A 25,912-nucleotide genomic window follows, 5' to 3' on the forward strand; every position below is an offset into this window, starting at 1 on the left:
GAAGTCGAAGCGTGGCACTGCGTATCGAAACCACAAGTTGTCATATGGCTGTGATGATTATACTCACTTTCTTATTTATATAAAAATATTTTTATATAATTCAATTGACTTTGACTAGCCAAGTGCTATAATCTCACAAAACTTATGGAATTCCACAACTATATCAACGGCAAGTGGGTCAAAGGGCGGAATTCATTTCAGACCATCAATCCCGCCAACGAAGAGTTGGTGGCAGAGATTGCACAAGCCGAACTCATTGATGTAGATACCGCAGTCCAAGCAGCCAAAGAAGCCTTTAAATCATGGAGACTCGTCCCTGCCCCATTGCGCGGAGAGATGCTCTTCAAAGTCGGTGACATCCTCAAAGGTAAAAAAGAAGAACTCGCGCAACTACTTACGCGCGATATGGGTAAGGTCATCGCCGAAGCGCGTGGTGATGTGCAGGAAGCCGTTGATATGGCTTACTTCATGGGTGGAGAAGGACGTCGTTTACTTGGTTATACAGCTCCCGTGGAAATGATGAACAAATTCGGCATGGCTGTTCGTGATCCATCCGGTGTCGTTGGTCTCATCACTCCCTGGAACTTCCCCATCGCTGTCCCTTCATGGAAGATATTCCCAGCGCTCGTTGCAGGCAATACGATCATTTGGAAACCATCACCAGAGACTCCCGCCATCTCGGCCGCTTTCGTCAAAGTGTTTGAAGAAGCTGGAATTCCCGCTGGTGTCTTTAACCTCATTATGGCCCCCAGCGCGGACGTGGGTAAAGCGCTCGTTGAACACCCTGACGTGCGTGTGCTTTCGTTTACGGGTTCAACAACCACAGGCCGTGCCATTGCTGAAATGGCTGGTAAACATAATAAGAAATTATCGCTTGAAATGGGCGGAAAGAATGCCATCATCGTCATGGATGATGCAAACCTTGAATTAGTAACAGACGCAACTCTCTGGGCCGCATTTGGCACAACAGGTCAACGCTGTACCGCCGCAAGCAGACTCATTGTTCAAAAAGGGATTGCAAGCAAAGTCAAAGAGTCGCTTGTCGAACGTACGAAGAAACTCAAGCTCGGAGATGGTCTCGACCCCAAAGTGGACGTCGGTCCCGTCATCAACAAAGCCGCTCTCGAACGAATCCACAACTATGTACAACTCGGCCAACAAGAAGGCGCAAGACTCCTTGTCGGCGGCAACAAAGCGTCCGTTTCTGTCCGTGAATCCGTTTCAAAGTCCGTTGATAAAGGCTTTTTCTACGAACCAACTTTATTTGACGGAGTCAGACCCGGGTCCACGCTTGAAGCGGAAGAGGTCTTTGGCCCAGTGCTTTCGATCATCGAAGTCGAGTCGTTTGAGGAAGCCATCGAAGTCAACAATCGTTCCAAATACGGACTTTCCACTTCGATCTTCACACAAGATGTAAACCGCGCCTTCACTGCCATGCGCGATATTTTTACAGGTTTAGTCTATATCAACCACGGAACCACTGGCGCAGAGATCCAATTTCCGTTCGGCGGTGTGCGAGGCACGGGCAACGGCCACCGCGAAGCCGGGCAAGCCGCGCTCGAAGTGTTTACCGAATGGAAATCCATTTACGTGGATTATTCAGGCAAATTACAACGCGCCCAGATCGATAATAGAGAAGAATCGTGAACCGAAAAAATATTTATCTCGCGATTTCCCTCATAGGTTTGTTCGCACCCTATTGTTTTCTCTTAAAGTTTCTTAGGGCCTATGGGTTAGATGTTTCTTTGCTCTTCCAACAATTATTTGCCAACAATATATCAACCTTCTTTGTCGTTGACTTAATCATCTCGATCATTGTGTTTTGGATCTACATGGTCAGTGAAGCTACAAAACTGCAAATGAAGAACTGGTGGTTATATATTCTCGCATCGTTAACTGTAGGTCTTTCGTTTGCCTTGCCACTCTTTTTATACTTTCGAGAACGAAAACTGGAAAGCAAATGACCCTGAATTGGGAAGCGACCTACGCAATAGCAATGGAACTTCGTCGGCAACACAAGGATATCAACATTGAAGAGGTGACATTGCGACAAATCTACGATTGGACAATGCAACTTTCGGAATTCGAGGATGATCCCGCACTCGCGAACGACGACATCCTTTATGCAATCTATCAAGACTGGTTCGAGGAGAACATCAATGGACAATGAAAAGTTAAGCCTGCCTCAATACGACATTCCTGAAGACATTCAGAATGCCGTGGCCATCACCACGCTTGACCGCCTCTACAACTGGGGGCGTCGCTCATCGGTATGGCCGCTCATGTTCGGCCTTGCGTGTTGCGCCATCGAAATGATCGCCGCGCAAGCCTCACGCTACGACATGGCCCGCTTCGGTATGGAGGTCATGCGCCCCACCCCGCGTCAGGCGGATATGATGCTCGTCTCAGGCACGGTCACCAAGAAAATGGTACCTGCCATCGTGCGTCTCTACAATCAAATGCCTGAACCAAAATATGTTGTCGCCATGGGTGCGTGTGCATCGGGTGGCGGCCCGTTCAAGGAGGGGTACAACGTCGTCGCAGGCATCGATAAGTTCCTGCCTGTCGATGTCTACATCCCCGGCTGTCCTCCCACCCCGCAGGCGCTCATCGCAGGCATGATCAAATTACAAGAGAAGATCGATAAGGAGAGTATCAAAAAGGTCTCCTGGTATAACAAGAAGAATAAAGGACAAGACGTCAACTATGTCCCCGTCCCGATCCTCGGACCTGACCTGATCGACCCACGTCGCAATGCAGAGATCAAAGCGACAGCCGCAGTGAAGGAGAGTGCATCATGACCGCTCCCGCCTCCACCTTAACTGTTGATCTGGTTCAGCGCTTCCCCGGCATTGTCTCCGCTGAGACTCGCCCCGGCTTCACAGGTTTCATCGTCGAAAAAGATAAACTCGTCGAAGTAGCCACCGCCATCCGCGATGAATTTGGCTATGACTTTCTCACCGCTCTCACCGCTGTAGATTACCTCCCCGACAACAAAATGGAAGTGGTCTACCATGCCTATAAAACTACTGGTGGCCCCGGTCTTGTCTTCCGCGTACAAGTTCCGCGCGTAGACCCGATCGAAATCCCGTCCTTGATCAATGTGTATCCCCGGAGCAGACCTGCAAGAACGCGAAGCCTGGGACCTTTTCGGAATCAAATTCACCGGCCATCCCGACCTGCGCCGCATTCTCATGTGGGAAGGATACGAAGGTCACCCCCTCCGCAAGGATTGGCAGGAGCCCTTTTACGAAGAAGAGTTCAAACCATTCAAGAGCCGCTGGCCCGAAGGTAAGCATACGCTTGCAGAAGAAAAGAATCCATTCAAAGACAATCTCAAGTTCCCGCAGAACTTCGATCCCGAGAAATGGGTTCCCGATAACGAAGAAAGCCTCTACACATCCCTCAAGCGATACACCGTCGCAAATGAAGACGGGATGAACACCGACCGCATCGTGGTCAACATGGGACCCCACCATCCATCCACGCATGGCGTGTTCCGTGCCGCTCTCACACTCGATGGTGAGACCATCGTCGGTTTGAAGCCTGTGGTTGGGTATCTGCATCGCAATCACGACAAGATCGGCGAGCGTAACACGTTCCTCCAGAACATGCCCTACACAGACCGTCTCGATTACTTCAACTCCATGAGCAATAATCTCGGGTATGCCATCACCGTCGAAAAGCTGATGAATATCCCTGTCGCCGAACGCGCTGAGTATATTCGCGTGATCATGGCGGAGTTGAGCCGTGTTCAGAACCATCTTGTTTTCATTGGCATGTTGCTCAACGACCTCGGCGCAATGTACACGCCTGCGCTGTATGCTTTTGAAGAGCGCGAGCTCATTCTCGATATCTTCGAAGCGGTCTCCGGCGCACGCATGATGTGCAATTACCTGCGCTTCGGTGGTGTTGTCCGCGATATTCCTCCCTACGTGATGCAAAAGATCAAGGATTTGGTCACCGACCGTCTCCCCGCCAAGACCGATGAAATGGAACGTCTCTTGAGCGAGAATGAAGTATTCGTCTCGCGCTTGAAAGGCGTGCGCGTGGTGGATGCTGAAACAGCGATCAAGTATTCAGTAACCGGCCCTGTTCTGCGTGCCGCAGGCGTGCCATATGACCTTCGTCGTGCTGATCCTTACTCGATCTATGACCGTTTTGATTTCGATGTGGCGGTCCGCCAGAACGGTGACATGATGGATAACTACCTCATCCGCTTGGATGAAATTCGACAGTCGCTTCGCATTCTGGAGCAGGCTGTCAAACAAATTCCCGATGGGCCGATCAACTCTCAGAAACCGGCGTACCAGGTCCGGGTCCCGGCAGGTGAGGCGTATGGTCGCATTGAGTCACCTAAAGGTGAGTTGGCGTTCTATGTCGTATCGAATGGCAAGCCGAATCCGTGGCGCTATCATGTGCGGCCTGCTTCGTTCGTGAACATCACCTGCCTCGAGCAGATGTGTATCGGCACCAAGATCGCAGACTTCGTGGCATTGCTCGGCATGCTCGATATCGTGATGGGCGAGTTGGATCGCTAAGAGGAGATGAATATGTACGGAAAAGGTATTCTCAAAGGATTGAGCGTCACCTGGAAGCGATTCTGGGATACGTATACAGAAGATATTTCGTGGATGCTGAGCGGTAAGAAGCGTTATTACACGGAGGAAGGTATCAAGCATCGCGCCAGCAAACACACCAAAGGCATTTTCACGGTGCAATATCCGGAAGAACAGTTGATCCAACCGGAAGAGTTCCGTTATGTGCCGTTCCTTGTATATGATGAAGGCGCAGAAGGGAAGAAAGAAGTGCGCTGTACTTCGTGCGGTATCTGCGCGAAAGTTTGCCCGCCACAATGTATTTGGATCGTGCGATCAAACGACCCGAATACTGGCCGTCCCATCCCAGAGCCAACTGAGTTCTACATTGATGCGGACGTCTGCATGAACTGTGGTTTCTGCGCTGAGTACTGCCCGTTCGATGCGATCATCATGGATCATGATTTCGATATCGCATCCTACACCCGTAACGTCTACGGCATGGATAAATTGCTCAAGCCAGCCTCGTATTATAAGAACATCCGCCCCGAAAATTACGAGCGGAATGACGCCGAACGCAAAGCAAAAGAAGCAGCAAGAGCTGCCAAAGCTGCCGCAAAACCTGCGGCACCTGCATCCTAATTCACCACAAAGAGCCCAAGGGACACAAAGGTTTGATCGATAAAACTTTTGTGTCCCTAATGTTCTTGGTGTTTAAATCATTTACACAGGTATAACCAAATGACTCAAATCACAAAAGAAGCGATATTAGCCGCACTGGGAACAGTGCAGGAACCTGAATTACACCAGGATCTCGTAACACTCAATATGATCCGCGAGTTGGAGATCGATGGAGACAAAGTCTCGTTTACCGTCATGCTGACCACGCCCGCCTGCCCCTTGCGTGGAAAGATCGAAGCAGACGTGAGGAAGGCTGTCAAGTCTGTAGATGGCGTGAAAGAGATCGCTGTCAAAATGGACTCGGATGTACCAAACGATGGCCGCATGCGCGGGCTTGTCAATATGCCGATTCGTAATGCGATTGCTGTTGGCTCCGGCAAAGGTGGCGTTGGTAAATCCACAGTGTCGGTCAATCTGGCAGTGGCGTTAGCCAAAAGCGGAGCGCGCGTCGGGTTGATGGATGCAGATATCTACGGTCCGAACATCCCCACCATGTTGGGTGTGGAAAAACTCCCGCCGCCTAACGGACCGCGTCTCATTCCTGCTGAAGCATATGGCATCAAGATGATCTCGATGGGACTGCTCGTGAAACCCGGTCAACCTCTCATTTGGCGTGGACCGATGCTCAATTCGGCCATTCGTCAATTTTTGGGCGATGTGGAATGGGGCGAGTTAGATTACCTGATCATTGACCTGCCTCCGGGTACGGGCGATGCGTCTTTGTCACTGGCGCAGGCATTGCCGTTGAGCGGCGCGGTGATCGTGACACTTCCGCAGTTGGTATCGCTTGAAGATGCCGGGCGTGGATTGAACATGTTCAAGACTCTTGAAGTTCCGATCCTGGGCATTGTCGAGAATATGTCCTATCTCGATCTGCCAGATGGTTCACGCATGGACTTGTTCGGCTCCGGCGGCGGTGAAGCATTGGCTAAGGCTACTGACACTACTCTTCTTGGTATGGTGCCGATCGATCAGAACGTGCGCATCGGCGGCGATACCGGCAAGCCTATTGTGGACGCATACCCCGAGTCCACGGTGGCGATTGCATTGACCAATATCGCGCAAAAGATCGCGGCACAAGTCAGTGTGGCGGCGTTGAGCGCAAAGAACGACATGCCGATCAATATCGTGGAATAATAATCTTCACAGTAATAAAAAATAAAAGGGTTTGACGGTAAAGCATCGTCAAACCCTTTTTTGTAAAGAGTATAATGATTCCTGTGTGATAAGATCTTTTTATAAATAGGAGACCATATGCTCATTCGACAGATTCCACTAAAACGAGGCGTAACCGTAAGGGCGGTCAATATTTCGGACAATAATGAAATTCCAGAGGCACTGACACAATTGGGCATACCATATCCCAAAACATCCATTGTCCTTGTAGGTGGTGCAGGTGGGATCGGCTTCATGGAGAAGTTCCCCATGAAGAAGGCCATTAGCATCGTAGCGCGTCTCGCAGAGGAAACTCAGTCCGTTATTGTGGATGGAGGCACGCAAGCCGGTATCATGGAAGAGATTGGGAAGCAGAGGAAAAAGAACGGGTATACCTTTCCACTGATTGGCGTAGTTTTCGATAGTCTCGTCATCAACGAAGATCCCAAATCCATACTGGACCCGAATCACACACACTTCTTTTTGATCCCCGGATCAGATTGGGGCGATGAATCAGGTTGGATCGCAAAGATAGCTACCGCCGTAGCAGGAGCCGAGAAGTCCATCACTGTTCTTGTTAATGGTGGCAACATCTCACGAACGGATGTGTATTATGGCCTATTGGAGAATCGTCAAGCTTTTGTGATGCGCGGGACCGGACGAATGGCAGACGAGATCACCATCACCAACAATATAATAGCGATCGATATCTCACAGAAGCCCGACAAAATCCTGGAAATTTTGAAAGAGAAACTGGTTTAACCTGTTAGAGAACCTATCGGAGATGTTTGTTGGCTGTAGAGTGATTGCAATTGAGTTGTTGTAATTGTGAACCATGGTCGTGGGTATACTGCGACCATGATGAACGATACACTCACCTTCGACAAAATCTCCCTTCTACGCATCGCCTTCAAGGGGCTGGAAGATGGCGAACTGCAGGAAATGGCAGACTTGACCGAACTCCGCACCTACCCGCCGGGGCACGTCTTGTGCCAGGAAGGTGCGTACGAGGATGTATTCTATATCGTCGCGGATGGGACTATCGTCGTCACCAAGAAAATGCTCGACGATGAAGGGGAACGCACCCTCCGCATAGGTGGCCGAGGCGATCTGGTCGGCGAGATGGCATTGATCCAAAACGTGCCGCGTGCCGCTACTGTGCGTGCGACCACCGAATGCACCGTGCTGGAAATGGAAAAGCAGGATTTCGAAACCATTCTCAGCCGCAGTCCGCGTATGGCTTTGGATATCATTCGCATTACGTTGGACCGCATCCGCGCCAACGATCAGACCATGATTGCCGAACTGCAAAAATCGAACAAGGTGCTCCGTCAACTCGACCGCAACAAACTGGAATTTATTCAGGTTGCCGCACACGAACTTCGTACGCCGCTGACGGTTCTAAAAGGATACGTCAACGTTCTGCGTTCGTTCAGTAGCACAGGCATGAATACCGCACTTGGCGACGTGGTGCAGGGCATCTTCAAAGGAACTGACCGCATCCACGAGATCGTCAACTTGATGTTGGATGTGACGCGTATCGACGCAGAGACTCTCAAACGAGGCTCGGTGCCAGTCTCATTGAAACATGTAATAGATGATCTCGCCCGTGACCTGAGAAAAGCCGCCGCCGAAAGGAACATTGAGATCAACACGGAACATGAGGAAGGCGTCCCAACCATCAATGGCGACCCAACTCTGATCTCAAAAGCGCTGTATCACTTGATCGTCAACGCCATCAAATACACGCCAGATGGCGGCAGGGTTTTTCTCAATACACACCCCGTCGTCATGGACGATACCATGCGCGGCGTTGAGGTGACCGTGACAGACACCGGCATCGGGCTGGATGCTGAGCACCACGAACTTGTTTTCGAAAAGTTCTATCAGGTGGGCAGTGTCGCGATCCACTCATCTGGTAAAACAACGTTCAAGGGTGGTGGCCCCGGGTTAGGGCTGGCGATCGTGCGAGGTGTGGCACGCGCTCATGGCGGAAAAGTATGGGTCGAAAGTGCCGGGTATGATGAAGTTGCGCTACCGGGCAGTACATTCCATTTGCAGTTGCCCATCAATCCACCAAAGACATCAGCATAAACTAAAAGGCCTGACGATGTTTCGTCAGGCCTTTTTTATTTAACAGCACATAATTTTAGCCGAATGTGATTCCAAGGTCACGTGCAGTTTGGACGATATCGGAATCGAGCGGCACTTTCTTCATCTTGCCCATCGCTTCTTCAATCGGAACATACTTGACCTGTGGCGGATCAAGAGCCACCATCACGCCAGATTGTCCTTCCTCCAAACCACGGACAGCGGCCGCACCAAAGCGCAGAGCCGTCAGACGGTCGAAGGATGTGGGGGAACCTCCGCGCAACAAGTGACCAAGCACAACGACACGAGTCTCTTTATTGATGAGGGATCGGATCTCGTCCGCGACTTTTTCGCCGATGCCACCTAAACGCTCAGCCCGACCCGCTGTATGCTCCACCACCGATATGCCTCCGCCTACGGGTGAGGCGCCTTCTGCCACAATCACGATAGTGAAGTTATCGCCAAGCGCATCACGTTCCTTGATCTTATCGATAACCTTACCGATATCATAAGGGTGTTCGGGGATCAAGATTGCGTCCGCTGAACCAGCCACCCCTGCGTGAAGAGCGATCCACCCAGCGTAGCGCCCCATCATTTCAACCACCATGACGCGTCCGTGTGAGGCCGCTGTGGAATGAAGTCGATCCAGCGCTTCTGTAGCAAAACCGACGGCTGTATCGAACCCGAATGTGACGTCAGTCTTATCGAGATCATTATCAATCGTCTTGGGAACAGAGATCAGGCGGAGACCCTTCTTTGCGAGAACGTCAGCAATTGCCAAGGAACCATCACCACCGACCGTAATGAGCGCATCAATGTGATGCAGGCGGAAACCACGCACGATCTCATCACTGCGATCCACTTCTTCAACGGTACCATCTGCGTGATGGATCGGATACTTGAGCGGGTTATTGCGACTGCTTGTACCGAGGATGGTACCACCGAGGTGCGTGATGCCGCTGACACGCTTGGGCGTAAGCGGAATGAAACCGCCTTCGGGGTATTCCTCAGGCGAGAGTATGCCGTGGAAGCCATCACGGACGCCGTAGACTTCCCAACCGCGTCTCATGGCCGAGAGCGCCGCCGCACGAATCACTGCGTTCAGGCCGGGTGCATCACCGCCGCCGGTGCTGATGGCGATCTTTTTGATCGGTGGAAATTGTTGTTGCTGTTGTTTCTTCGACATGAGCGTTCTCCATAATAAAATATATTATTACTTTCAAGACCGGTTCCCTCTAGATTGAAATACACACGATCTTTAAACAGGCCACATTATAGCGTTGAAATGCATCCTTGTAATAGGAAAATGTCAGGGGAATACACGCTAAGTGTCAGGTATTGGTATGGATCACTTTAATTCTTGATACGCATCGAGCATAAAAGAACCTTGGTGATAATCGAGAAAGAAAGTAACTTCGAGTTCCGCCCATTCGGGGCCCAAGTTGCCATGAAAAGTAAACATGGTTTCAGGCTTATCACGTTCCCATAATTTGACATCCATGTCACCATTCGATGAGCGTCTCATCGCAAAATAATGCCACGTATTAAAATCGGGCTGACGAGCATTCCAACTTTCGACAGGGAAATTAGCGTTGCCTGTTGTGTTGGAATTTCCTCTATATAAATCCCATGCCCCACTGCCAGAATTAAAACTGAAACGGCGTAGCGATTCCGTTCCGTAATCGCCAGCATGATATCCTATGTTGAACGTTGCGCCGCCGGTCGCCCGAAAAAGGATGATGGTTGTCACATCAGGTGGGATTGGCCCCTTTGTGTTCATTCCGCCAAATGGCCAAAGTCCTTCGGGAGATTTATATCCCGCTTCTCTTTCCAACACGACTGTCCCATTTTCTATACGGGCTGGTCCCCAAAAATTAAGAGCCGCATCTAAATCGTCAAAGCTCTCGTCAACAATAACCTGACCTAGATCAGGAGCTAATGACGCAGGAGTTGCACTGGGCAATGGCGTTTCGCTAGGCTGGACAGTTGCTGTTGGTGCAAGAGTAGATGTAGGACTTGGGGTATCAGATACAACAATATTTGGAGTGCTAACACTTGGAGTAATTGATTTTGGGGAAGAGCCGCAAGCAAAAGAAAAGAGAAGGAAACAGGTCGTTATAAAACACAAGGCTTTTTGCTTTGCGAGGATAAAAATTTCCATGGTTATTTTCCATTCATTGTTGAGAATTCGATTATAGCAAACCTCCTCGGCTATAATCGCCCAATTCAAATTCAAACCACAAAGGGACATTTATGCAACTCTACTACATCCGTCACGGACAATCCGTGAACAATGCGGGCTGGGGAACCCCGAACTACGTCGAAAGCACGGACCCCATACTGACCGACATCGGCCAGCAACAGGCCAAACTCCTTGGGGATTTCCTCGAAAAGAATCAAGGCAACACCGATCATAGCGAGTGGGACCCACACGATCATCATGGATTTAGGTTCACCCACATCTATACCAGCCTAATGGAACGTGCTGTGCAGACCTCCATGCCCACCGTGCGCAAACTGCCTCACATCCCGTTCACCGCATGGACAGATATTCACGAATCGGGCGGCATCTACGGGCGCGATGGTGCAGTGAAAGACAAGGGCTTGCCCGGCAAACCACGCTCCTTTTTTGAGGTCAATTATCCCGAGCTGAAGTTACCCGAAAGCTACAATGAAAGCGGATGGTGGCAGGAACGCCCCGTTGAAACCGAGGAGCAGGCTCATGTCCGTGCTGAGCGTGTATGGGTTGACCTGCTCGCCCGTCACGGCGACAGAGAAGGCCAACCCGAACATCGCGTGGCCTTTGTCAGCCACGGCACGTTCTTTGTCCATTTGCTGGGCGTCATTCTCAATCTGCCTTTCCGCACCGCCTATCTCGATATGCAATACTGGTTCCTTCTCAACAACTGTTCCATCAGCCGTATCAGTGTCTATAAAGATGAGGTCACCATCTGTTACATCAACCGCACCGATCATTTGCCGAGTCATCTGATCACAGGGTAGGCGCCACCCCATCCCTCCCCAAATACGACAACTAAAATTTAGTTCGCATACAAAATCCTCTTGTCGTATTTGGGGAGGGTGCCCTTTAGGGCGGGTGGGGTACGGTATAATTCGCCCCATGGATAAAAACATTATCGGTGTACGCTTTACCAAAATAGGCAAAATCTATCATTTCGACTCATCCTCCGTCCCTGACGTGGGTGTTGGCGAACATGTTATTGTGGATACATCCCGCGGACGTCACCTCGGCGAAGTTGTGCAAGTCGTGAAGGAACTGCCTCCGAAACCGGAAGGCGGCTGGAGGTCCGTAGAGAGGCGGGCTACCCCTCGCGACCTGCTCCTGCTTCAGTCGTGGCAATCCAAACAGACAGAAGCCATGATCAACTGTCGCGCCCGCGCATCCGAACTCAAACTCGAAGGCGTCAAGATCGTTTCAGCTGAATACAACTACGACGGCTCACGCCTCACCTTCCTGTTCAGTACCGAGAGCGAAGAAAAGGTGGACCTCAAATCGCTCAAGCATGACATGTACAACATCTACCCCAACACCCAGATCGAACTCCGCCAGATCGGCCCGCGCGATGTGGCCAAGATCATCGGCGGCATGGGTGCCTGCGGAATCGAAACCCGTTGTTGCTCCAAGTTCCTAACAGATTTCTCGCCCATCTCGATCAAGATGGCCAAGGAACAAGGCATCTCCCTCACACCCGAAGAGATCACCGGCATGTGTGGTCGCCTGCGTTGCTGTCTCATTTACGAATACGAACAATATGTAGAAGCCCGCAAACAACTGCCCAAGCGCAACAAGCGCGTTGTCACGCCCAAAGGCGAAGGCAAAGTTATCGATGTCCTGCCCATGAGCAATCAGGTCATTGTGTTCATCGAAGATGCAGAAGGCAAACGCTGGCGCGAAACCTTCGCACATACTGATATCCAACCCTGGGATGAACTCGAAGCGCTCAAACGCAAATCCGAAGCGCCCTGCGATCGTCACGATAGCGGTGGATGCACATGCGGTAAGAAAAGCCCACGAGAAGAGAATAACCGTAAACCGCCTTCGAATCAAAATCGTAGGCAGAATTAACTTCGCGTCCCCGGCATCATCACACCGAACGATCTTTCCCTACCCCTAAACCTGACCCTCCGCCCGGGCACGATTCATCTCAAGCCGAAGCCTGTATCCTCGGCCTCTGATTTTTATCTTGCCCGGGCTTTTTTCAACTGACTCCATCAACATGAAATACGCTTTACTTGCTCGTTCACATCGTCCTTTCGCGCTATGAGAGTTCCTTCGATATCAACCGCATGGACAGCAAACAACATCTTCAACACAAACAAAACAAAATCCTACAAATTTTGAAAGAATGGCTGGCGGAAAAATCATGACAGAACAACCGTATCACTGGCAAACACCCCAAAACATCCTCGTCATCCTCGCCCACCCCGATGACCCCGAATTCTTCTGCGGGGGTACACTCGCCAAATGGGCGCGCGAGGGACATTCCATCACCTACATTCTCCTCACCTGCGGCGATAAGGGCTTCAATCCCACCACGCACCCTGAAATGACCCCCGAAAAATTATGCGCCATTCGCCACGAGGAACAACATGCCGCTGCAAAAGTTATCGGTGCAAAGTTCGTATACATCTTATCCAACCCTGATGGCTACCTTGTCCCAGATATTCACATCCGTCGTGAAGTTGTAGCGGAGATCCGCAGGCACAAACCCGATATCCTTGTGACCTGTGACCCGCAAAATTTGTTCGCCACTTATGGCATTAATCATCCCGATCATCGCGCCTGCGGACAAATTGTTCTCGACGCCGTTTTCCCCGCCGCTGGCAACCTTGTCTACTTCCCCGAATTGCTTGATACAGGTCTCGAACCTCATATGCCCAAAGAAGTTTGGTGCTCGCTGACAAACCAACCCAACACAACAGTAGATGTCACTGACACATGGGATATCAAGCTCAACGCCATCCTTGAACACAAGACACAGGTGCAGGATTCAAAAGCATTGGTCAAACGCTTCAAGTCTCGACGGACTGAAGATAGTACAGACGAAAAACCAAGATACGAGGAGAAATTCAGAGTAGTGAAATACAGTTGAAGCAAACATCGAAGGTCACAAATCACAGGCCTTCGATGTTCAATGTTCTACTTTAATACTTTACATTGCTTTTCGTGCCCTTTAAATCTTTAATGGCAAACCTGGGCACAATAAACAACAGAAAAGAGATTTTACAAGTATGGAATCGACCTGGAAATCAAGAAAAGTTGTAATAGTAGGTGCTGGCGCAGTCGGCTCGTCTTTTGCTTACGCCCTCGCACAAAAAGGGATGGCAGACGAGATCTGCCTCGTGGATGCAAACAGCGACCTTGCATCTGGACAGGCGCTTGATCTGGCACACGGTCTCCCCTTTTACCCTCCCGTGCAGATCCATGCGGGCAGTAAAACGGATTATGCCGACGCCAGCGTGATCGTCATCACCGCCGGGGCCAAACAAAACCCAGGCGAATCGCGTCTCAATCTTTTGCAGAGAAATGCCGCGATCATCAAGGCCATCATCGACGATATCATCAGTGAAAATTCACAGGGTATCATCATCGTCACCACCAACCCTGTTGATATCCTCACTCATGTGGCGCTCAAACACTCTGGCTGGACAAAGAACCGCGTCATTGGCTCGGGCACCGTATTGGATAGTGCACGCTTCCGTTATCTCATCAGCCAATACTGCAATGTGGACGTAGGCAACGTCCACGCTTATATCCTTGGCGAACACGGAGATAGCGAGCTTCCCGCCTGGTCCATGACGAATGTGGCTGGCGTCCCTGTGGACGAGTACGCTCCCAAATATGGAAATGGTGATTGGCACAACGAGCGTGAGAGAATTGCGCGCCAGGTCAAGGAATCTGCGTATCACATCATCAACTACAAAGGTGCGACCTATTACGGCATTGGCATGGCGCTCACACGCATCGTCGGCGCTATACTGCAAGACCAGCAAAGTGTGCTCACCATCTCTACACTTCTCGAAGGAGAATACGGCGTCAAGGATGTATGTCTTGGTGTGCCATGTGTTCTCGGGCAGAATGGTGTTGTCAGCATTGTAGAGGCTTCGCTGATACGTGACGAACAAAAAGCTCTGGAAAATTCTGCCAACACTTTGCGAGAGGTGTTGAACAGTTTGTAATTTAACCTGCACCTAAAAAGGAATATCACATGAACAATTTCTTCCAACAAGCCAAAAGCCTTTTTCCCTACACACAATCCCTGCGCCGTGACTTTCACATACACCCAGAGCTCGGCTTCCGCGAGATTCGCACGGGCGGCATCGTAGCAAAGGAACTGGAAGCCTTGGGGATTGAAGTCACAAAAGGAGTCGGAAAGACCGGCGTAGTTGGCTTGTTGGAAGGATCAAAACCGGGTCCAACGATCCTCCTCCGCTTTGATATGGACGCGCTCCCTATCATCGAGGAAACAGGCGCAGAGTATGCGTCTACAAACCCGGGCGTCATGCACGCCTGCGGACACGATGGTCACACCGCGATAGGCCTCACCGTTGCGAAGATATTGAACGAACACAAAGATCAACTTAAAGGCAACATCAAATTCTGTTTTCAACCATCGGAGGAGGGAACGAACGGAGAAGAAGTCGGCGGCGCATTGATGATGATGCGTGACGGTGTGCTCGAATCGCCCAAAGTCGAAAAGACGCTTTCCCTACATCTATGGAACGATAAACCGCTTGGCTGGATCCACGTTGCAAAGGGGCCCATCATGGCGGGCGCAGAACTTTTCATTATCAAACTTACAGGCAAGGGCGGGCATGGTGCCGCGCCCGATACCACAATTGATCCGGTGGTTGCCGCGGCCCATATCATCACGGCGTTACAAACCGTCGCATCGCGCAATGTAGATCCATTACGACCTGTCGTAATCAGCGTCACATCCGTCCATGCAGGTTCAGCCTTCAATGTCATTCCGCAAACCGCTGAACTCACCGGCACCATTCGCACCTTCGATCCTGTCGTCCGCAAACTCGTACTCGAGCGTTTTGAACAGATCACACGCGGCATTGCCGCATCCATGCAATGCGAGGTCGAGATCACGATCAAACAAGTCACCGCACCGGTCATCAACAATGACAAAGTTGCCGCAAGCGTTGCGCAGTCAGCCCGCTCAGTATTCCCTGCAACTGAAATTGACGAGACATCTTATCTCACCATGGGCGCGGAAGATATGGGCTATATGCTTGAAAAAGCCGATGGCTGTTACTTCTTCATCGGCTCTGCCAACGATGCCAGGAATCTCAACTACGGCCACCATCACCCCAAATTCGATTTTGACGAACAAGCGCTCATCAGTGGCGTTGCCGTGATGGCTACCGCCGCAGTTGACCTTTTGAAATGAAGACAAAAACCACGCTTCTCTTTCTGACCTTTATCCTGTTTGCTTGCGCACAAAATTTTTCAACACCTGAAACTTTACCCGCGCAAGTCACTACCATTACACCATTCATACAACCCGCGACCAAATCTGCCATAGACGTCCCAACCGATAGCAATCCATCTGGCCCGAAGATCGTCGTCACTGTCGGCACACCAAACATTGGTCAGTCACCCGATGGCGACTTCCCCACACCCGCCGTTTCACAGCAACAGTGCGGATTCACCTGGGCATATCACGATCTCCCTGAAATCACAACCGAGTTCGATACAGCCGTCAAAGCCTTGAACTCCAGCGCATCTGCACACGCCACGGCATTCGGGGAAGATTGCTTCGGCCCAGATGGACAATTCGTCCGCTTTGCCGCTATGGAAACAGACTTCTATGTGACCATGCCTGCTTCTGATTTGAGCGACTACGAATCTTTCGGAAACATAATCGCACAAGTACTACAAATTGTGACTGGCTTTCCTCCTGACACACTCGCAGGTCCAAAGCCTGGCTTTGTCGAATTTCGTTTTGAGAAAAGCGCTTCAGAAAGCATCGGCCTTCGCGTCCCGATCGAACAATACAAAACAACCGCTCATGGCATCACAGGCGAAGAATTGCTCCGCATGTTTTATACAGGGCCGTAATACCTTGAATTGACTATCCGATATATTTTCAGCGCAAAAAACACAGACATCCCTCAAGTCTTTTTTAGAACTTGCGGGATGTTTGATTCTATATGTGGTGAGTAAAAAGATTCAATTCACTCATAACAAACTACACCATCTTGCCTACACGCAGACAGGACCCTCTTGACACATCCCAACCTTCATTGTATATTTCGTTTAGTAATTACTAAACATACATAACAAAAGAGACAGCATGCCACAATCACTCAATAAGATCAAACAAGAGTTCACACAAGGTCTCAGCCAAATCAGTCGCTTCTGGGGTTTCCCTAAAGGGATGGGCGCCATTTTTGCGGTGCTCTATCTCTCCCCCACACCGTTATCGCTCGATGAGATCGTCAGCGAAACGGGGCTCACCAAAGGAGCGATCAGCACCGAGATCCGTTCCCTCGCCCGCATGGGGCTTGTCCACCGTTCGACCAAACTTGGTGACCGCAAGGATTACTACGAGGCCGAAGCGGATTTCTATGCCGCGATCCGTTCCATTTTGCAGGAACGACAAAACTCCGAGTTTGATCGCGCTGTCCGTTCTGTGAAAGAGACGCTTACAGTAATGGACGAAAACTGGGTGGATAACGAAGAATGGAATTTTGTTTATCAACGCGTGCAAGCCTTGCAAGATTTCTTCGATGCGATCGACAGCCTTACGAAGGCAGTCATTCGTTTGGAGAGCTTGGGGCTTTCGAATGTCACAAAGATTTTAGGTGTTTTGAAATAATTATTCCGCGCTGAGCGGAGGGACAGCAGTTTTCTGTCCCGTAGTCGAAGCGTACTTACTGGTTACGGCGCTTCGACTACAGCCTTCGCGAAGAACGCTCAGGCTTCCGCTCAGCGCGAATACAAGGAGACAAAATGAAAATCGCAGTTACAGGTTCGTTCAGTTATTCAGGTAAGTACATCACAAAGCGGCTTCTCGCACGTGGAGAAGAAGTGATCACACTGACAGGTCACCCGAATCGTCCAGACCCCTTCAACGGACAGGTCAAGGCTTACCCGTTGGATTTTGACGAGACAAGCATGACCAAATCCCTGCAAGGTGTGGATGTGTTGGTCAATACGTATTGGGTGCGTTTCGACAAAGGCGAGAATACGCAACCACGCGCTGTAGAAAACACAAAGAAACTCGTCAACGCCGCCAAAGCCGCAGGCGTCAGGCGGATGGTTCATATCAGCATCGCCAATCCGTCAGCGGACTCACATCTCCCCTATTACTGGGGAAAGGCCGCCAACGAGAAAGCTGTCATCGAATCAGGAATGGGATATGCGATCTTACGCCCCACCGTACTGGTCGGTGACGAGGATATTCTCATCAACAACATTGCCTATCTTATGCGAAGATTCCCATTCTTTGCCTTGCCCGGCGATGGCTCGTATGGAATCCAACCCGTGTACGTGGATGACCTCGCACAACTGGTCGTCGAAGGCGTTTACACCAAGGATAGTTACATCATAGATGCTGTTGGACCTGATATCTTCACATTCAAGGAAATGGTGGAGTTGATCGGTGAAACGGTCGGGGCAAAACGTCCGTTGATCCCCTTCCCACCACGGCTGGCTTTGTTCGCCGCACAGTTCCTGAGTCTCTTCGTCAATGATGTTTTGCTCACCCCTGAAGAAGTGGACGGTTTGATGGAAGGCTTACTCGTTTCAAAAGAGCCAGCGCGCTGTAAGACTCGTCTGGGTGATTGGCTGGAAGCAAATAAAAACAAGGTTGGCGCAAAGTATGCGTCTGAGTTGGCAAAACATTACTAAAAAAAGACAGTCACCGCGAAGGTGACTGTCTTTTTAATAACAACATCTGAGAGAAAGAACGCCTCGCAACGATGATGGACTTAACCGATCTCCACCATCCCCGGGCAGTGCGGGTTATCCATACAGCCGTAATACTTTACCCCAGCCTGTGACCCATTGCGATGGATTCGCAGGACCATCATCCGACCGCAGACAGGGCACATTGGGACTGAATCAGCTTTCGTCGGAGTCCGAAGCGTGTTCGTCTCCTTCACTTTCAAAATGGAGAATTTAAACAGTTCGGCCAGGTCATCTTCCGAATAGCGGTCATTTGAGGGAATGTGGACAAGCGGAAGCCCTGCGCTGAGGAAAAGGTCTTCCATAAACTGATCGGTTTCACGGGTTTCATTTCTCGAAACAGGTTTCACCAATTCGATGCCGATGGCAGGCTTGAGCGTGGACGGCTCGCACAGGAGAAAATCCACATGCTTGCGAAAGATCTTGTTGAAGAAGTGAACGTTCTCGTTCGGGCGTACGATATAAAAAATGTCATTCAACCCAACCTTCGGGCAAATGACATAATGGTTTCGCACCATGCTTTGCAGAACTTTCAACAACGCCAACTCAGGGGTCGACATGAACTGTTCACGCAAGCGATAAGGCAGGCGTTCTTCAAGTTCTTTGAGTGGGATTGTTTTTCGATCTGACATTGGATTGCCCACATTATAGCAGGTGTGTTTGCGGATGCGCTACGCTTTTCGAATCAATTCCATAACTTTCGGCTTGAGTGCGGCGTTGACACCTATTGACTCGCCGTGAGTGTGACCTTCTTCGCCGGCCCACGAGCCGAAGAAGCCACCCGCCTCCCGAAAGATGACCGGGAACGGGCCACAATCCCAATCGTTCATGACCGGGTCTATCGCAACTTCTGCACGCCCGGTGGCAACGGCGAGATAGGCGTACGCATCTGACCAGCCGCGCATCACGTAGGCGGCATCGGAGATGCGTTTCCAGAGAGTTGGATCCCGTTTTTCAAATAAATGATGACTGGTACAGCAGAACCACGAGCGCTCGAACGTATCCACATCTGAGACGTGGGCACGCTTGCCGTTCCACCAGGTACCGAGTCCATCGGCGGCGCAGAGCATTTCATCGGTGCCGGGATAATACGCCGCACCGACTTGGATCACGCCGTCAATTTCAAGCCCGATCAACACGGCATACATCGGGATGCCACGCATAAAGGATTTGGTCCCGTCGATGGGATCGATAAACCACTTATACACAGACTTTGTGTCAGACTTTGACTCACCGAACTCTTCGCCAACGATGGCGTGAGTTGGGTAAGCTTTTTCAATTTCGCCACGGATAAATTCTTCAGCGGCACGGTCCGCGGCAGTGACGGGGGAATCGTCAGCTTTGTAATCGGGGCGGATACTGGTGTTGAAGTATCCGAGCGTAATGCGCCCCGCGCGGTAGGCAAGTTGGGTTGTAAAGTCGAGGTAGGGTTGGAGGTTCATAATTAGTATCAACCTTATAATAAATTAATTTGTTTCAACAAACCAGTCATCACTACTTAATCCAATGGCTTCCATGGCTTGGATGCAAAACCGATAGACATCTTTTGCAGATAAATTCACTTCTATATAATAGTCATTATCAAGTTTCCTATTCCTTCTAAAACGAGCTGGATCTTTACTGATAAATCTCGGATATTCCAAAGCCAAGTTCACAAATAACTCTGGCACTAATTCCGCGATTTTCATCAATGTCTGTGCTTGAACGTCTCGCCAAGACTCAACACTAATCCTTTCTCCTAAAACTGTTACGAATTTGGGAGTTTTGCCAGTAACGTCGTCACCAGTTACATTGAGAGTATCTTCCTCTCCAAAAAACGGCCATATAGTTACAGATAACTCTGCAAGTATTTTTGAACGCTCCTCAATATTTGCCCTCCGCCACGCCGGGTATGCGCTAAAAAATTTATTTAACTCAAGGTGGGAATTAATCAATTGCTCGCGCTTCATCAGGTAAGGTAAGTTTGATAGTTCCGAGTTATAACCAGTTAATGTCAAATTCCCAATAGTATTCAAATACAATTCATGATCAGCTTGCCATTCATCACCTAAATGCCCCATCCACCACTCGGTAAGCGTCTGTGGCATAACATGCTCAATAGATAGTGCTGCAAACTCAATAATTTCTTTATGAGCATGAGCAAGCTCTAAAGTTTCAAGTATAAATTTTGTCTTCACTGCTCGTTCCCCAGCACCGTACAACTTTGCGTCTTGTAATCTAGCGCGAAACTCATTATCTTTCGGATACCCCCTTGTCTGTAAAACAGACCTGACGCCATCAACCAAAACAGGCGAATTCTTCAGCGCTTGCCCATACAATAAAGGGAATATCTTATTCAATTGACTAGTTGGCACATTGCATACAAACCTTCGAACAAGATAATTTTCGAGCAACTTTAAAATCTGCAAAAAATCATCGGATGAAATCTGGCCTGTTGCGAAATCATGATAACAATTCAACAAAAATGGATAAGCTGTTGTAATCTCCATCCGGCTTAAGCGTGTAAGTGCTTTTTGCAGTTCCTTATTTTGTTCTAAATGAGGATGCAGGAATTTTGTGTAATAACCGGCAAAAAGGGATAAATCTTTTAATGCGTCGATTGCATTTCCCTGACCTATACGATCTTTTAAAGTGAAATAAACATCCCCTTGTTTCACAAAAGCACCATTCCGCATTAAGTAATGACGAACAAATTCTGTAAGGCTGTCTTCTAAAGCATTTTGCATTGGCGTCCAAAACTTCGCGTGATATTTCTCTTGTTCATTGGCGTGAATACGCATAAAAAAATAGTTTCGGATTAAGTCAGACTGAGTTAACGTACGTCCTTTCGCATTTAAGCTTTCAAATACTAGATGAGGATTATCATCAAGATCAAGAACTATACCAACAGCTGACAACCTACCGGTAATTACTTTATTTAGACTCGAAACATCTACTTTGCCTTGTCGTATTTTTCGTTCAAAGTATTGATAGCATTGCATCAACAGACTTTGTTCATCAAGTTTTTCTTCCTGAATTAAAGCTTTAAATGCATCCCGATCAACTTGAGTTGGTAATAATTTAAAGAAATCATCATCTTTCTTAAAAGGATTAACCAACATTGTCTGTTGAATTTCTTCAGCCAAATTTTCTTCGCCAGCCTTTTTTGAAAGGTCGCGCAAAAGAACCAGTAAAACAAATATTGTAGTTAGCCGTTGTTGACCATCAATTAATAAATATTTAGTAACCCCTTGTGGAACAGCAATTGTTGGCATAGTAACGATGGATCCAATAAAATGGCTCTTTGGTTCGCTGTTCTCGCATAACCACACTAAGTCATCCCAAAGGACATCCCATTCTTTTTTCCCCCAACTATAAGGACGTTGAAACAAGGGAACAACATATTGCTTCGTACCTTCAATAATTGGCTGAAATGTTGTCTCAGATGCTTTCATAATTATCCTCCTATCCAATATAGCGAGAAAGTTTTTAATTTAGTTACTGATTGTTACTTTAGACTTAGCAATCTCTCAAGCAACTTCTCTTCTTCCTCTTCCGTCTTTATTTCTCCATCCAGCCATGCGTTGCGGAGCTGACGTAGGATCACCGCATAGCGTGGTCCTGGTTGAAGGCCGCGTTCTTTGAGGTCATCGCCAGAGATATGCGGCTTGACGTAACGCCACATGGAAATGTATTCGTTGAAGAGTTCTTTCACTTGCAGGTCTTCGATCACGTAGCCCATCGCTTCCACGGCGTTGACCGGGAAAGACTCCAACCGCTCCACGCATTCGCTGGGTTTCAAGCCAACGAATTCTGGCAAGTCTTTGAACATCATGGATACGGCAAACAATGAGGCGAGCAAGTCCGCGGTGAAGTGGAGACGTTTATTCAGGGAGGCGATCTCTTCTTTCGATAAAGACATCAGCCAAAGTAACCAGCCTAGATCAGACGGATTCATCTGCTCCCCCATCGTCACATTCCACGGAGAAAGATGTTGCAAGCCGCGATACGTATGCAAATCCGCAAGACGAGCATGAGCGACCTTGTCACAGGTCAAAGCGGGATGGATCGGTCTGAGCAGGTCCAGTTCACAAAGATGCGTGAGCGCAGTCGCGGCGCTCCATTCTTCGAGGATCAAATCCAATTCATGGCGGATGCGCTGGGCAGAAAGCTCCTTAATGAATCCACGTGCTTCAGGGATCAGCGCCAGTGTATCGTCGGCTAATTCGAATCCATATCGCTCCGCATAACGGACAGCACGATACATACGTGTGGGATCATCAATAAAAGAATGGGGGTGCAAAACTCGAACAATACCCGCCTTTAAATCCTCAATGCCATTCAGGTCATCGCGTAGTTCGCCAAAGTGAGGGTCATCGAGGCGAATGGCAAGCGTATTGATCGTGAAGTCACGGCGGCGAATGTCGCCATCCATGCTTCCCACTTGCACAGTAGGCAAAGCGGCAGGCTGTGCGTAGGTTTCAGAACGCGCGGAGATCAAGTCCACGGCTTCGGTGGAGTGAACCAATTCTTTCGGCAAAAACCACTTGGCAGTGCCAAATTTGGCATGTACCGTCACCTTACCGCCATGCCTTTTAGCCAATGACCGCGCCAGCTTGATCGCATCCCCCTCCACGGTGAGATCAAAGTCTTTTATCGAGGAATTAAGCATCAGGTCCCGTACGGAACCGCCGATGATATATAGAGGAAACCCCAATCGTTCCGCATCGGCTTTTACAAGGCGAATCAGTTCAAATGTGTCAGAAGTCAGCGATGTTACAAGATGATCTGCAAGGTTCATATGCGCTCCCAGTTATCCATTTTACTCGTAAACCAAAATTTTTCAGGTATAATCTCCGCATCATCCTAAAGGATTGCTTCGCTTATGTTGAACCCGTTGCCGCGACCCGTAATGCAAAAAACCACCTGGTCTGGATAGGTTCAGTTCATCACGTCAACGAACGGCTCCCAGACTTTGGCGAGCCGTTTTTTATTGGTACATCCGCGCTGAGCGGAGTGAGGACAGTTCCATCGTCCGAACAAAGTCGAAGCGCACCTCACACCCCCGCTTCGACTTCGCTACGCTCCGCTCAGCGCGATGAAAGAAGTTATGGACATCAAACAACTCACCGAAGAAATGCACGCCCTCGTCCGCTCGAAAGGCTGGTACGAGGCCGATAGTAAACGGCCACAAACGCCGCGCAATCTCGCTGTGTCACTGGCAATCGAGGCGGCCGAAATTTTGGAGCACTTCCAATTCACCGACGAGATTAAAGATCGCGACGAATTGGGAGCCGAACTCGCGGACGTGACGTTGTATCTATTGCAATTGGCATCCGTTTCAGGCATCGACCTTGAGGATGCGGTGTTGAAGAAGATAGAAGTAAACAAAACAAGAACATGGGATCAAGATCGTTAGAGCGCTCAAACGTTTTAACGTGACAACGAGAATTTGAAATGAACATCACTGTATTTGGCGGCGCACAACCCAAAGAAGGCGAACAAGCCTACACCGAAGCATTAGAACTCGGCAGGCTGTTAGCCCAACGCGGACATACCGTGTTGACCGGCGGCTACATCGGCACGATGGAAGCGGTCTCTCGCGGTGCCAGTGAAGCAGGTGGACACGTAGTCGGCGTCACATGCGAAGACATCGAAGCGTGGAGAGGCGTTCGTCCAAATCCATGGGTGAAAGAGGAACGGCGGTATAAAACGCTGAATGAGCGGTTGCAGGCCCTGATCGACGGCTGTGATGCGGCTCTGGTCCTGCCCGGTGGCGCAGGTACGTTGACCGAAGTCGCGTTGATGTGGAACCTGATGATCGTGGAGTCCCGTCACCGGAGCCCGCTGATACTGATCGGCAGTGGCTGGCAGTCCACGTTCGATCAGTTCTTCAAAGATTTTGACGAATACACATCCACAAGCCAGAAAAATCTACTGAGCTTCGCGGAAGATGTGCAAACTGCCGTAAATGCGTTAGAAAGTTATCAGGTTTGAACGTTCAAACGTTTCAACCTGCAAACATGCGAACTAAAAAGAGGAAAAATGGCTGAAGATAAATTAACCACCCGTGCAGAAGATTTTTCAGAATGGTACAACCAACTCGTTCTCAAGGCAGACCTTGCCGACTACGCCCCCGTACGCGGCTGTATGGTCGTCAAGCCTTATGGCTGGGCACTATGGGAAAACTGTATGGCTGCGCTCGATAAGGAATTCAAAGCGACAGGTCACGTCAACGCGGCGTTTCCCATGCTCATCCCCCTTGCATTCTTTGAAAAAGAAAAAGAGCATGTAGAAGGCTTTGCGCCCGAACTTGCAGTTGTCACGCATGGTGGAGGTTCTGAACTCGAAGAGAAATTGGTCGTTCGTCCCACATCTGAAACGATCATCGGACACATGTATTCCAGATGGGTCAAATCCTGGCGCGATCTTCCCATCCTGATTAACCAATGGGGCTCCGTGCTCCGCTGGGAATTGCGGACAAAACTATTCCTGCGCACAGCCGAGTTCTACTGGCAGGAAGGTCACACCGCCCATGCAAACGCTGAAGAAGCCAAAGAAGAGATGTATCGCATTCTCGACATCTACTACAACTTTGCGGTCAATGAAGCGGCATTGCCTCTGTTCAAAGGCACCAAGAGCGACACCGAACGTTTTGCGGGTGCACAGATCACCACATCGATTGAAGGCATGATGCAGGATAAACGTGCCTTGCAATCTGCTACATCTCACTACTTCGGCACCAACTTTGCGAAGGCATTCGAAATTCAATTCCTCAACAAAGACAACACCCTGCAATATGCCGAGACCACCTCATGGGGTCTTTCCACCCGCATCATTGGTGCCATCATCATGACTCACGGTGACGATCAGGGACTTGTACTACCTCCACGCCTTGCGCCCATTCAAGCGGTCATCGTTCCCATCTTCAAAAAAGAAGAGGAAAAGACCAAAGTGATGGAAGTAGCCGACCGCATCTTCATGGAACTCAAAGCCGCTGGCATCCGCGTCAAAATGGATGACCGCGACAACGTCAGTTCTGGATTCAAATTCAACGATTGGGAGATGCGAGGCGTCCCCGTCCGCGTGGAGATCGGTCCCAAGGATGTTGAAAAAGGATCTGCAGCACTCGCCCGCCGCGACAAACCCGGCAAAGAAGGTAAATCCTTCGTCCCACAAACGGATCTCGCTTCGACCGTGAGCGGACTCCTCGTCGAAATACAGGATTCACTCCTCAAGCGCGCCACCGAATACCGTGACGCCAATATCCGCGAACCCAAAGATTACGAAGACCTCAAAAGAATCGTCGCTGACGGTTGGGCATTTTCCTATTGGTGTGAATCAAAGGAATGTGAAGCCAAGGTCAAAGAAGACACCAAAGCCACCACACGCAACATTCCATTCGATCAACCCGAAGGTGAAGGGACTTGTGTCGTCTGCGGCAAACCTTCCAAGCGCAAAGTGTATTTTGCGAAAGCATATTGATGACAACGTAGGGACGGGCAGCTGCCCGTCCCTACAAATG

Annotated in this window: 27 protein-coding genes; 21 read left to right on the top strand and 6 right to left on the bottom strand. The window is 49.7% G+C overall.

Annotated features, from left to right (window positions below; translation table 11 throughout):
* Nucleotides 1–144 precede the first annotated feature (144 nt).
* The 10 genes from IPP66_20630 to IPP66_20675 all read left to right on the top strand — a co-directional run bounded on the left by IPP66_20630 (nucleotide 145) and on the right by IPP66_20675 (nucleotide 8,468).
* The gene (locus IPP66_20630) at nucleotides 145–1,647 is read left to right on the top strand and encodes an aldehyde dehydrogenase family protein (protein MBK9927684.1); all 1,503 of its coding nucleotides are present in this window, start codon (nucleotides 145–147) and stop codon (nucleotides 1,645–1,647) included.
* The gene (locus IPP66_20635; GenBank protein ID MBK9927685.1) at nucleotides 1,644–1,964 is read left to right on the top strand and encodes a DUF2834 domain-containing protein; all 321 of its coding nucleotides are present in this window, start codon (nucleotides 1,644–1,646) and stop codon (nucleotides 1,962–1,964) included. Before IPP66_20630 ends, IPP66_20635 begins: the two co-directional genes overlap by 4 nt.
* Nucleotides 1,961–2,170, top strand: a complete 210-nt coding sequence (gene iscX / locus IPP66_20640) for a Fe-S cluster assembly protein IscX (GenBank protein ID MBK9927686.1) — start codon at nucleotides 1,961–1,963, stop codon at nucleotides 2,168–2,170. The genes IPP66_20635 and iscX overlap by 4 nt, the downstream gene beginning before the upstream one ends.
* Nucleotides 2,160–2,801 (top strand): NADH-quinone oxidoreductase subunit NuoB, encoded by a 642-nt coding sequence (gene nuoB / locus IPP66_20645; protein ID MBK9927687.1) that lies wholly within the window; start codon nucleotides 2,160–2,162, stop codon nucleotides 2,799–2,801. The genes iscX and nuoB overlap by 11 nt, the downstream gene beginning before the upstream one ends.
* The gene (locus IPP66_20650) at nucleotides 2,798–3,295 is read left to right on the top strand and encodes an NADH-quinone oxidoreductase subunit C (protein MBK9927688.1); all 498 of its coding nucleotides are present in this window, start codon (nucleotides 2,798–2,800) and stop codon (nucleotides 3,293–3,295) included. The genes nuoB and IPP66_20650 overlap by 4 nt, the downstream gene beginning before the upstream one ends.
* A gap of 142 nt (nucleotides 3,296–3,437) precedes the next feature.
* On the top strand, nucleotides 3,438–4,541 hold the full coding sequence (locus IPP66_20655) for an NADH-quinone oxidoreductase subunit D (GenBank protein MBK9927689.1): 1,104 nt from the start codon (nucleotides 3,438–3,440) through the stop codon (nucleotides 4,539–4,541).
* Between the two features lie 12 nt (nucleotides 4,542–4,553).
* Nucleotides 4,554–5,180 carry a 4Fe-4S binding protein gene (locus IPP66_20660; GenBank protein MBK9927690.1) on the top strand — a complete coding sequence of 209 codons (627 nt, stop codon included), beginning with the start codon at nucleotides 4,554–4,556 and terminating at the stop codon, nucleotides 5,178–5,180.
* Nucleotides 5,181–5,279: 99 nt separating this feature from the next.
* Entirely contained in the window at nucleotides 5,280–6,356 is a 1,077-nt protein-coding gene (locus IPP66_20665; GenBank protein ID MBK9927691.1) for an Mrp/NBP35 family ATP-binding protein, read from the top strand.
* Between the two features lie 117 nt (nucleotides 6,357–6,473).
* Nucleotides 6,474–7,136 carry a hypothetical protein gene (locus IPP66_20670; GenBank protein ID MBK9927692.1) on the top strand — a complete coding sequence of 221 codons (663 nt, stop codon included), beginning with the start codon at nucleotides 6,474–6,476 and terminating at the stop codon, nucleotides 7,134–7,136.
* A 96-nt stretch (nucleotides 7,137–7,232) separates the two neighbouring features.
* A complete protein-coding gene (locus IPP66_20675; protein MBK9927693.1) occupies nucleotides 7,233–8,468 on the top strand; it encodes a cyclic nucleotide-binding domain-containing protein in 1,236 nt (411 codons plus the stop codon).
* A 55-nt stretch (nucleotides 8,469–8,523) separates the two neighbouring features.
* On the opposite strand, the gene IPP66_20680 is transcribed toward IPP66_20675, so the two are convergent.
* The gene (locus tag IPP66_20680) at nucleotides 8,524–9,651 is read right to left on the bottom strand and encodes a 6-phosphofructokinase (GenBank protein ID MBK9927694.1); all 1,128 of its coding nucleotides are present in this window, start codon (nucleotides 9,649–9,651) and stop codon (nucleotides 8,524–8,526) included.
* Between the two features lie 162 nt (nucleotides 9,652–9,813).
* Nucleotides 9,814–10,626 carry a hypothetical protein gene (locus tag IPP66_20685; protein ID MBK9927695.1) on the bottom strand — a complete coding sequence of 271 codons (813 nt, stop codon included), beginning with the start codon at nucleotides 10,624–10,626 and terminating at the stop codon, nucleotides 9,814–9,816.
* 92 nt (nucleotides 10,627–10,718) lie between these two features.
* Between IPP66_20685 and IPP66_20690 the strand changes: the two genes are divergently transcribed.
* The 8 genes from IPP66_20690 to IPP66_20725 all read left to right on the top strand — a co-directional run bounded on the left by IPP66_20690 (nucleotide 10,719) and on the right by IPP66_20725 (nucleotide 18,351).
* A complete protein-coding gene (locus IPP66_20690) occupies nucleotides 10,719–11,468 on the top strand; it encodes a histidine phosphatase family protein (protein MBK9927696.1) in 750 nt (249 codons plus the stop codon).
* 118 nt (nucleotides 11,469–11,586) lie between these two features.
* The gene (locus IPP66_20695) at nucleotides 11,587–12,552 is read left to right on the top strand and encodes a hypothetical protein (GenBank protein ID MBK9927697.1); all 966 of its coding nucleotides are present in this window, start codon (nucleotides 11,587–11,589) and stop codon (nucleotides 12,550–12,552) included.
* 298 nt (nucleotides 12,553–12,850) lie between these two features.
* Nucleotides 12,851–13,579, top strand: coding sequence for a PIG-L family deacetylase (locus tag IPP66_20700; GenBank protein MBK9927698.1), 729 nt, complete (start codon nucleotides 12,851–12,853; stop codon nucleotides 13,577–13,579).
* A 139-nt stretch (nucleotides 13,580–13,718) separates the two neighbouring features.
* Entirely contained in the window at nucleotides 13,719–14,666 is a 948-nt protein-coding gene (locus IPP66_20705) for an L-lactate dehydrogenase (protein ID MBK9927699.1), read from the top strand.
* A 29-nt stretch (nucleotides 14,667–14,695) separates the two neighbouring features.
* Nucleotides 14,696–15,886 (top strand): amidohydrolase, encoded by a 1,191-nt coding sequence (locus tag IPP66_20710; GenBank protein MBK9927700.1) that lies wholly within the window; start codon nucleotides 14,696–14,698, stop codon nucleotides 15,884–15,886.
* Entirely contained in the window at nucleotides 15,883–16,557 is a 675-nt protein-coding gene (locus IPP66_20715) for a hypothetical protein (GenBank protein MBK9927701.1), read from the top strand. The genes IPP66_20710 and IPP66_20715 overlap by 4 nt, the downstream gene beginning before the upstream one ends.
* 235 nt (nucleotides 16,558–16,792) lie before the next feature.
* The gene (locus IPP66_20720; protein MBK9927702.1) at nucleotides 16,793–17,317 is read left to right on the top strand and encodes a hypothetical protein; all 525 of its coding nucleotides are present in this window, start codon (nucleotides 16,793–16,795) and stop codon (nucleotides 17,315–17,317) included.
* 134 nt (nucleotides 17,318–17,451) lie between these two features.
* Nucleotides 17,452–18,351: an NAD(P)H-binding protein gene (locus IPP66_20725; protein MBK9927703.1), complete on the top strand. Its 900-nt coding sequence runs from the start codon at nucleotides 17,452–17,454 to the stop codon at nucleotides 18,349–18,351.
* An 80-nt stretch (nucleotides 18,352–18,431) separates the two neighbouring features.
* On the opposite strand, the gene IPP66_20730 is transcribed toward IPP66_20725, so the two are convergent.
* The 4 genes from IPP66_20730 to IPP66_20745 are packed head-to-tail and all read right to left on the bottom strand — an operon-like array spanning nucleotide 18,432 to nucleotide 23,188.
* Nucleotides 18,432–19,040: a DUF2726 domain-containing protein gene (locus IPP66_20730; GenBank protein ID MBK9927704.1), complete on the bottom strand. Its 609-nt coding sequence runs from the start codon at nucleotides 19,038–19,040 to the stop codon at nucleotides 18,432–18,434.
* A gap of 39 nt (nucleotides 19,041–19,079) precedes the next feature.
* Nucleotides 19,080–19,850, bottom strand: a complete 771-nt coding sequence (locus tag IPP66_20735) for a histidinol phosphate phosphatase (GenBank protein MBK9927705.1) — start codon at nucleotides 19,848–19,850, stop codon at nucleotides 19,080–19,082.
* 24 nt (nucleotides 19,851–19,874) lie between these two features.
* Nucleotides 19,875–21,842 (bottom strand): DUF262 domain-containing protein, encoded by a 1,968-nt coding sequence (locus tag IPP66_20740; protein ID MBK9927706.1) that lies wholly within the window; start codon nucleotides 21,840–21,842, stop codon nucleotides 19,875–19,877.
* Between the two features lie 53 nt (nucleotides 21,843–21,895).
* Complete coding sequence (locus IPP66_20745) at nucleotides 21,896–23,188, bottom strand: CCA tRNA nucleotidyltransferase (GenBank protein ID MBK9927707.1); 1,293 nt, start codon at nucleotides 23,186–23,188, stop codon at nucleotides 21,896–21,898.
* 309 nt (nucleotides 23,189–23,497) lie between these two features.
* On the opposite strand from IPP66_20745, the gene IPP66_20750 reads away from it, so the two are divergent.
* Genes IPP66_20750 through IPP66_20760 form a run of 3 tightly spaced genes read left to right on the top strand, consistent with a single transcriptional unit; the run spans nucleotide 23,498 to nucleotide 25,872 of the window.
* A complete protein-coding gene (locus tag IPP66_20750; GenBank protein MBK9927708.1) occupies nucleotides 23,498–23,806 on the top strand; it encodes a nucleotide pyrophosphohydrolase in 309 nt (102 codons plus the stop codon).
* Nucleotides 23,807–23,844: 38 nt separating this feature from the next.
* The gene (locus tag IPP66_20755) at nucleotides 23,845–24,384 is read left to right on the top strand and encodes an LOG family protein (GenBank protein MBK9927709.1); all 540 of its coding nucleotides are present in this window, start codon (nucleotides 23,845–23,847) and stop codon (nucleotides 24,382–24,384) included.
* Between the two features lie 48 nt (nucleotides 24,385–24,432).
* A complete protein-coding gene (locus IPP66_20760) occupies nucleotides 24,433–25,872 on the top strand; it encodes a proline--tRNA ligase (GenBank protein ID MBK9927710.1) in 1,440 nt (479 codons plus the stop codon).
* Nucleotides 25,873–25,912 lie beyond the last annotated feature (40 nt).

Origin of the sequence: Candidatus Defluviilinea proxima, from assembly GCA_016721115.1 — a bacterium.
GTDB classification, from domain to species: domain Bacteria; phylum Chloroflexota; class Anaerolineae; order Anaerolineales; family Villigracilaceae; genus Defluviilinea; species Defluviilinea proxima.

Excerpts from the sequence above, each read along its gene's own strand:
- IPP66_20630 (MBK9927684.1), top strand. The coding sequence starts at position 145 with ATGGAATTCCACAACTATATCAACGGCAAGTGGGTCAAAGGGCGGAAT.
- iscX (MBK9927686.1), top strand. The coding sequence starts at position 1,961 with ATGACCCTGAATTGGGAAGCGACCTACGCAATAGCAATGGAACTTCGT.
- nuoB (MBK9927687.1), top strand. The coding sequence starts at position 2,160 with ATGGACAATGAAAAGTTAAGCCTGCCTCAATACGACATTCCTGAAGAC.
- IPP66_20650 (MBK9927688.1), top strand. The coding sequence starts at position 2,798 with ATGACCGCTCCCGCCTCCACCTTAACTGTTGATCTGGTTCAGCGCTTC.
- IPP66_20655 (MBK9927689.1), top strand. The coding sequence starts at position 3,438 with ATGAACACCGACCGCATCGTGGTCAACATGGGACCCCACCATCCATCC.
- IPP66_20660 (MBK9927690.1), top strand. The coding sequence starts at position 4,554 with ATGTACGGAAAAGGTATTCTCAAAGGATTGAGCGTCACCTGGAAGCGA.
- IPP66_20665 (MBK9927691.1), top strand. The coding sequence starts at position 5,280 with ATGACTCAAATCACAAAAGAAGCGATATTAGCCGCACTGGGAACAGTG.
- IPP66_20670 (MBK9927692.1), top strand. The coding sequence starts at position 6,474 with ATGCTCATTCGACAGATTCCACTAAAACGAGGCGTAACCGTAAGGGCG.
- IPP66_20675 (MBK9927693.1), top strand. The coding sequence starts at position 7,233 with ATGATGAACGATACACTCACCTTCGACAAAATCTCCCTTCTACGCATC.
- IPP66_20680 (MBK9927694.1), bottom strand. The coding sequence starts at position 9,651 with ATGTCGAAGAAACAACAGCAACAACAATTTCCACCGATCAAAAAGATC.
- IPP66_20685 (MBK9927695.1), bottom strand. The coding sequence starts at position 10,626 with ATGGAAATTTTTATCCTCGCAAAGCAAAAAGCCTTGTGTTTTATAACG.
- IPP66_20690 (MBK9927696.1), top strand. The coding sequence starts at position 10,719 with ATGCAACTCTACTACATCCGTCACGGACAATCCGTGAACAATGCGGGC.
- IPP66_20695 (MBK9927697.1), top strand. The coding sequence starts at position 11,587 with ATGGATAAAAACATTATCGGTGTACGCTTTACCAAAATAGGCAAAATC.
- IPP66_20700 (MBK9927698.1), top strand. The coding sequence starts at position 12,851 with ATGACAGAACAACCGTATCACTGGCAAACACCCCAAAACATCCTCGTC.
- IPP66_20705 (MBK9927699.1), top strand. The coding sequence starts at position 13,719 with ATGGAATCGACCTGGAAATCAAGAAAAGTTGTAATAGTAGGTGCTGGC.
- IPP66_20710 (MBK9927700.1), top strand. The coding sequence starts at position 14,696 with ATGAACAATTTCTTCCAACAAGCCAAAAGCCTTTTTCCCTACACACAA.
- IPP66_20715 (MBK9927701.1), top strand. The coding sequence starts at position 15,883 with ATGAAGACAAAAACCACGCTTCTCTTTCTGACCTTTATCCTGTTTGCT.
- IPP66_20720 (MBK9927702.1), top strand. The coding sequence starts at position 16,793 with ATGCCACAATCACTCAATAAGATCAAACAAGAGTTCACACAAGGTCTC.
- IPP66_20725 (MBK9927703.1), top strand. The coding sequence starts at position 17,452 with ATGAAAATCGCAGTTACAGGTTCGTTCAGTTATTCAGGTAAGTACATC.
- IPP66_20730 (MBK9927704.1), bottom strand. The coding sequence starts at position 19,040 with ATGTCAGATCGAAAAACAATCCCACTCAAAGAACTTGAAGAACGCCTG.
- IPP66_20735 (MBK9927705.1), bottom strand. The coding sequence starts at position 19,850 with ATGAACCTCCAACCCTACCTCGACTTTACAACCCAACTTGCCTACCGC.
- IPP66_20740 (MBK9927706.1), bottom strand. The coding sequence starts at position 21,842 with ATGAAAGCATCTGAGACAACATTTCAGCCAATTATTGAAGGTACGAAG.
- IPP66_20745 (MBK9927707.1), bottom strand. The coding sequence starts at position 23,188 with ATGAACCTTGCAGATCATCTTGTAACATCGCTGACTTCTGACACATTT.
- IPP66_20750 (MBK9927708.1), top strand. The coding sequence starts at position 23,498 with ATGGACATCAAACAACTCACCGAAGAAATGCACGCCCTCGTCCGCTCG.
- IPP66_20755 (MBK9927709.1), top strand. The coding sequence starts at position 23,845 with ATGAACATCACTGTATTTGGCGGCGCACAACCCAAAGAAGGCGAACAA.
- IPP66_20760 (MBK9927710.1), top strand. The coding sequence starts at position 24,433 with ATGGCTGAAGATAAATTAACCACCCGTGCAGAAGATTTTTCAGAATGG.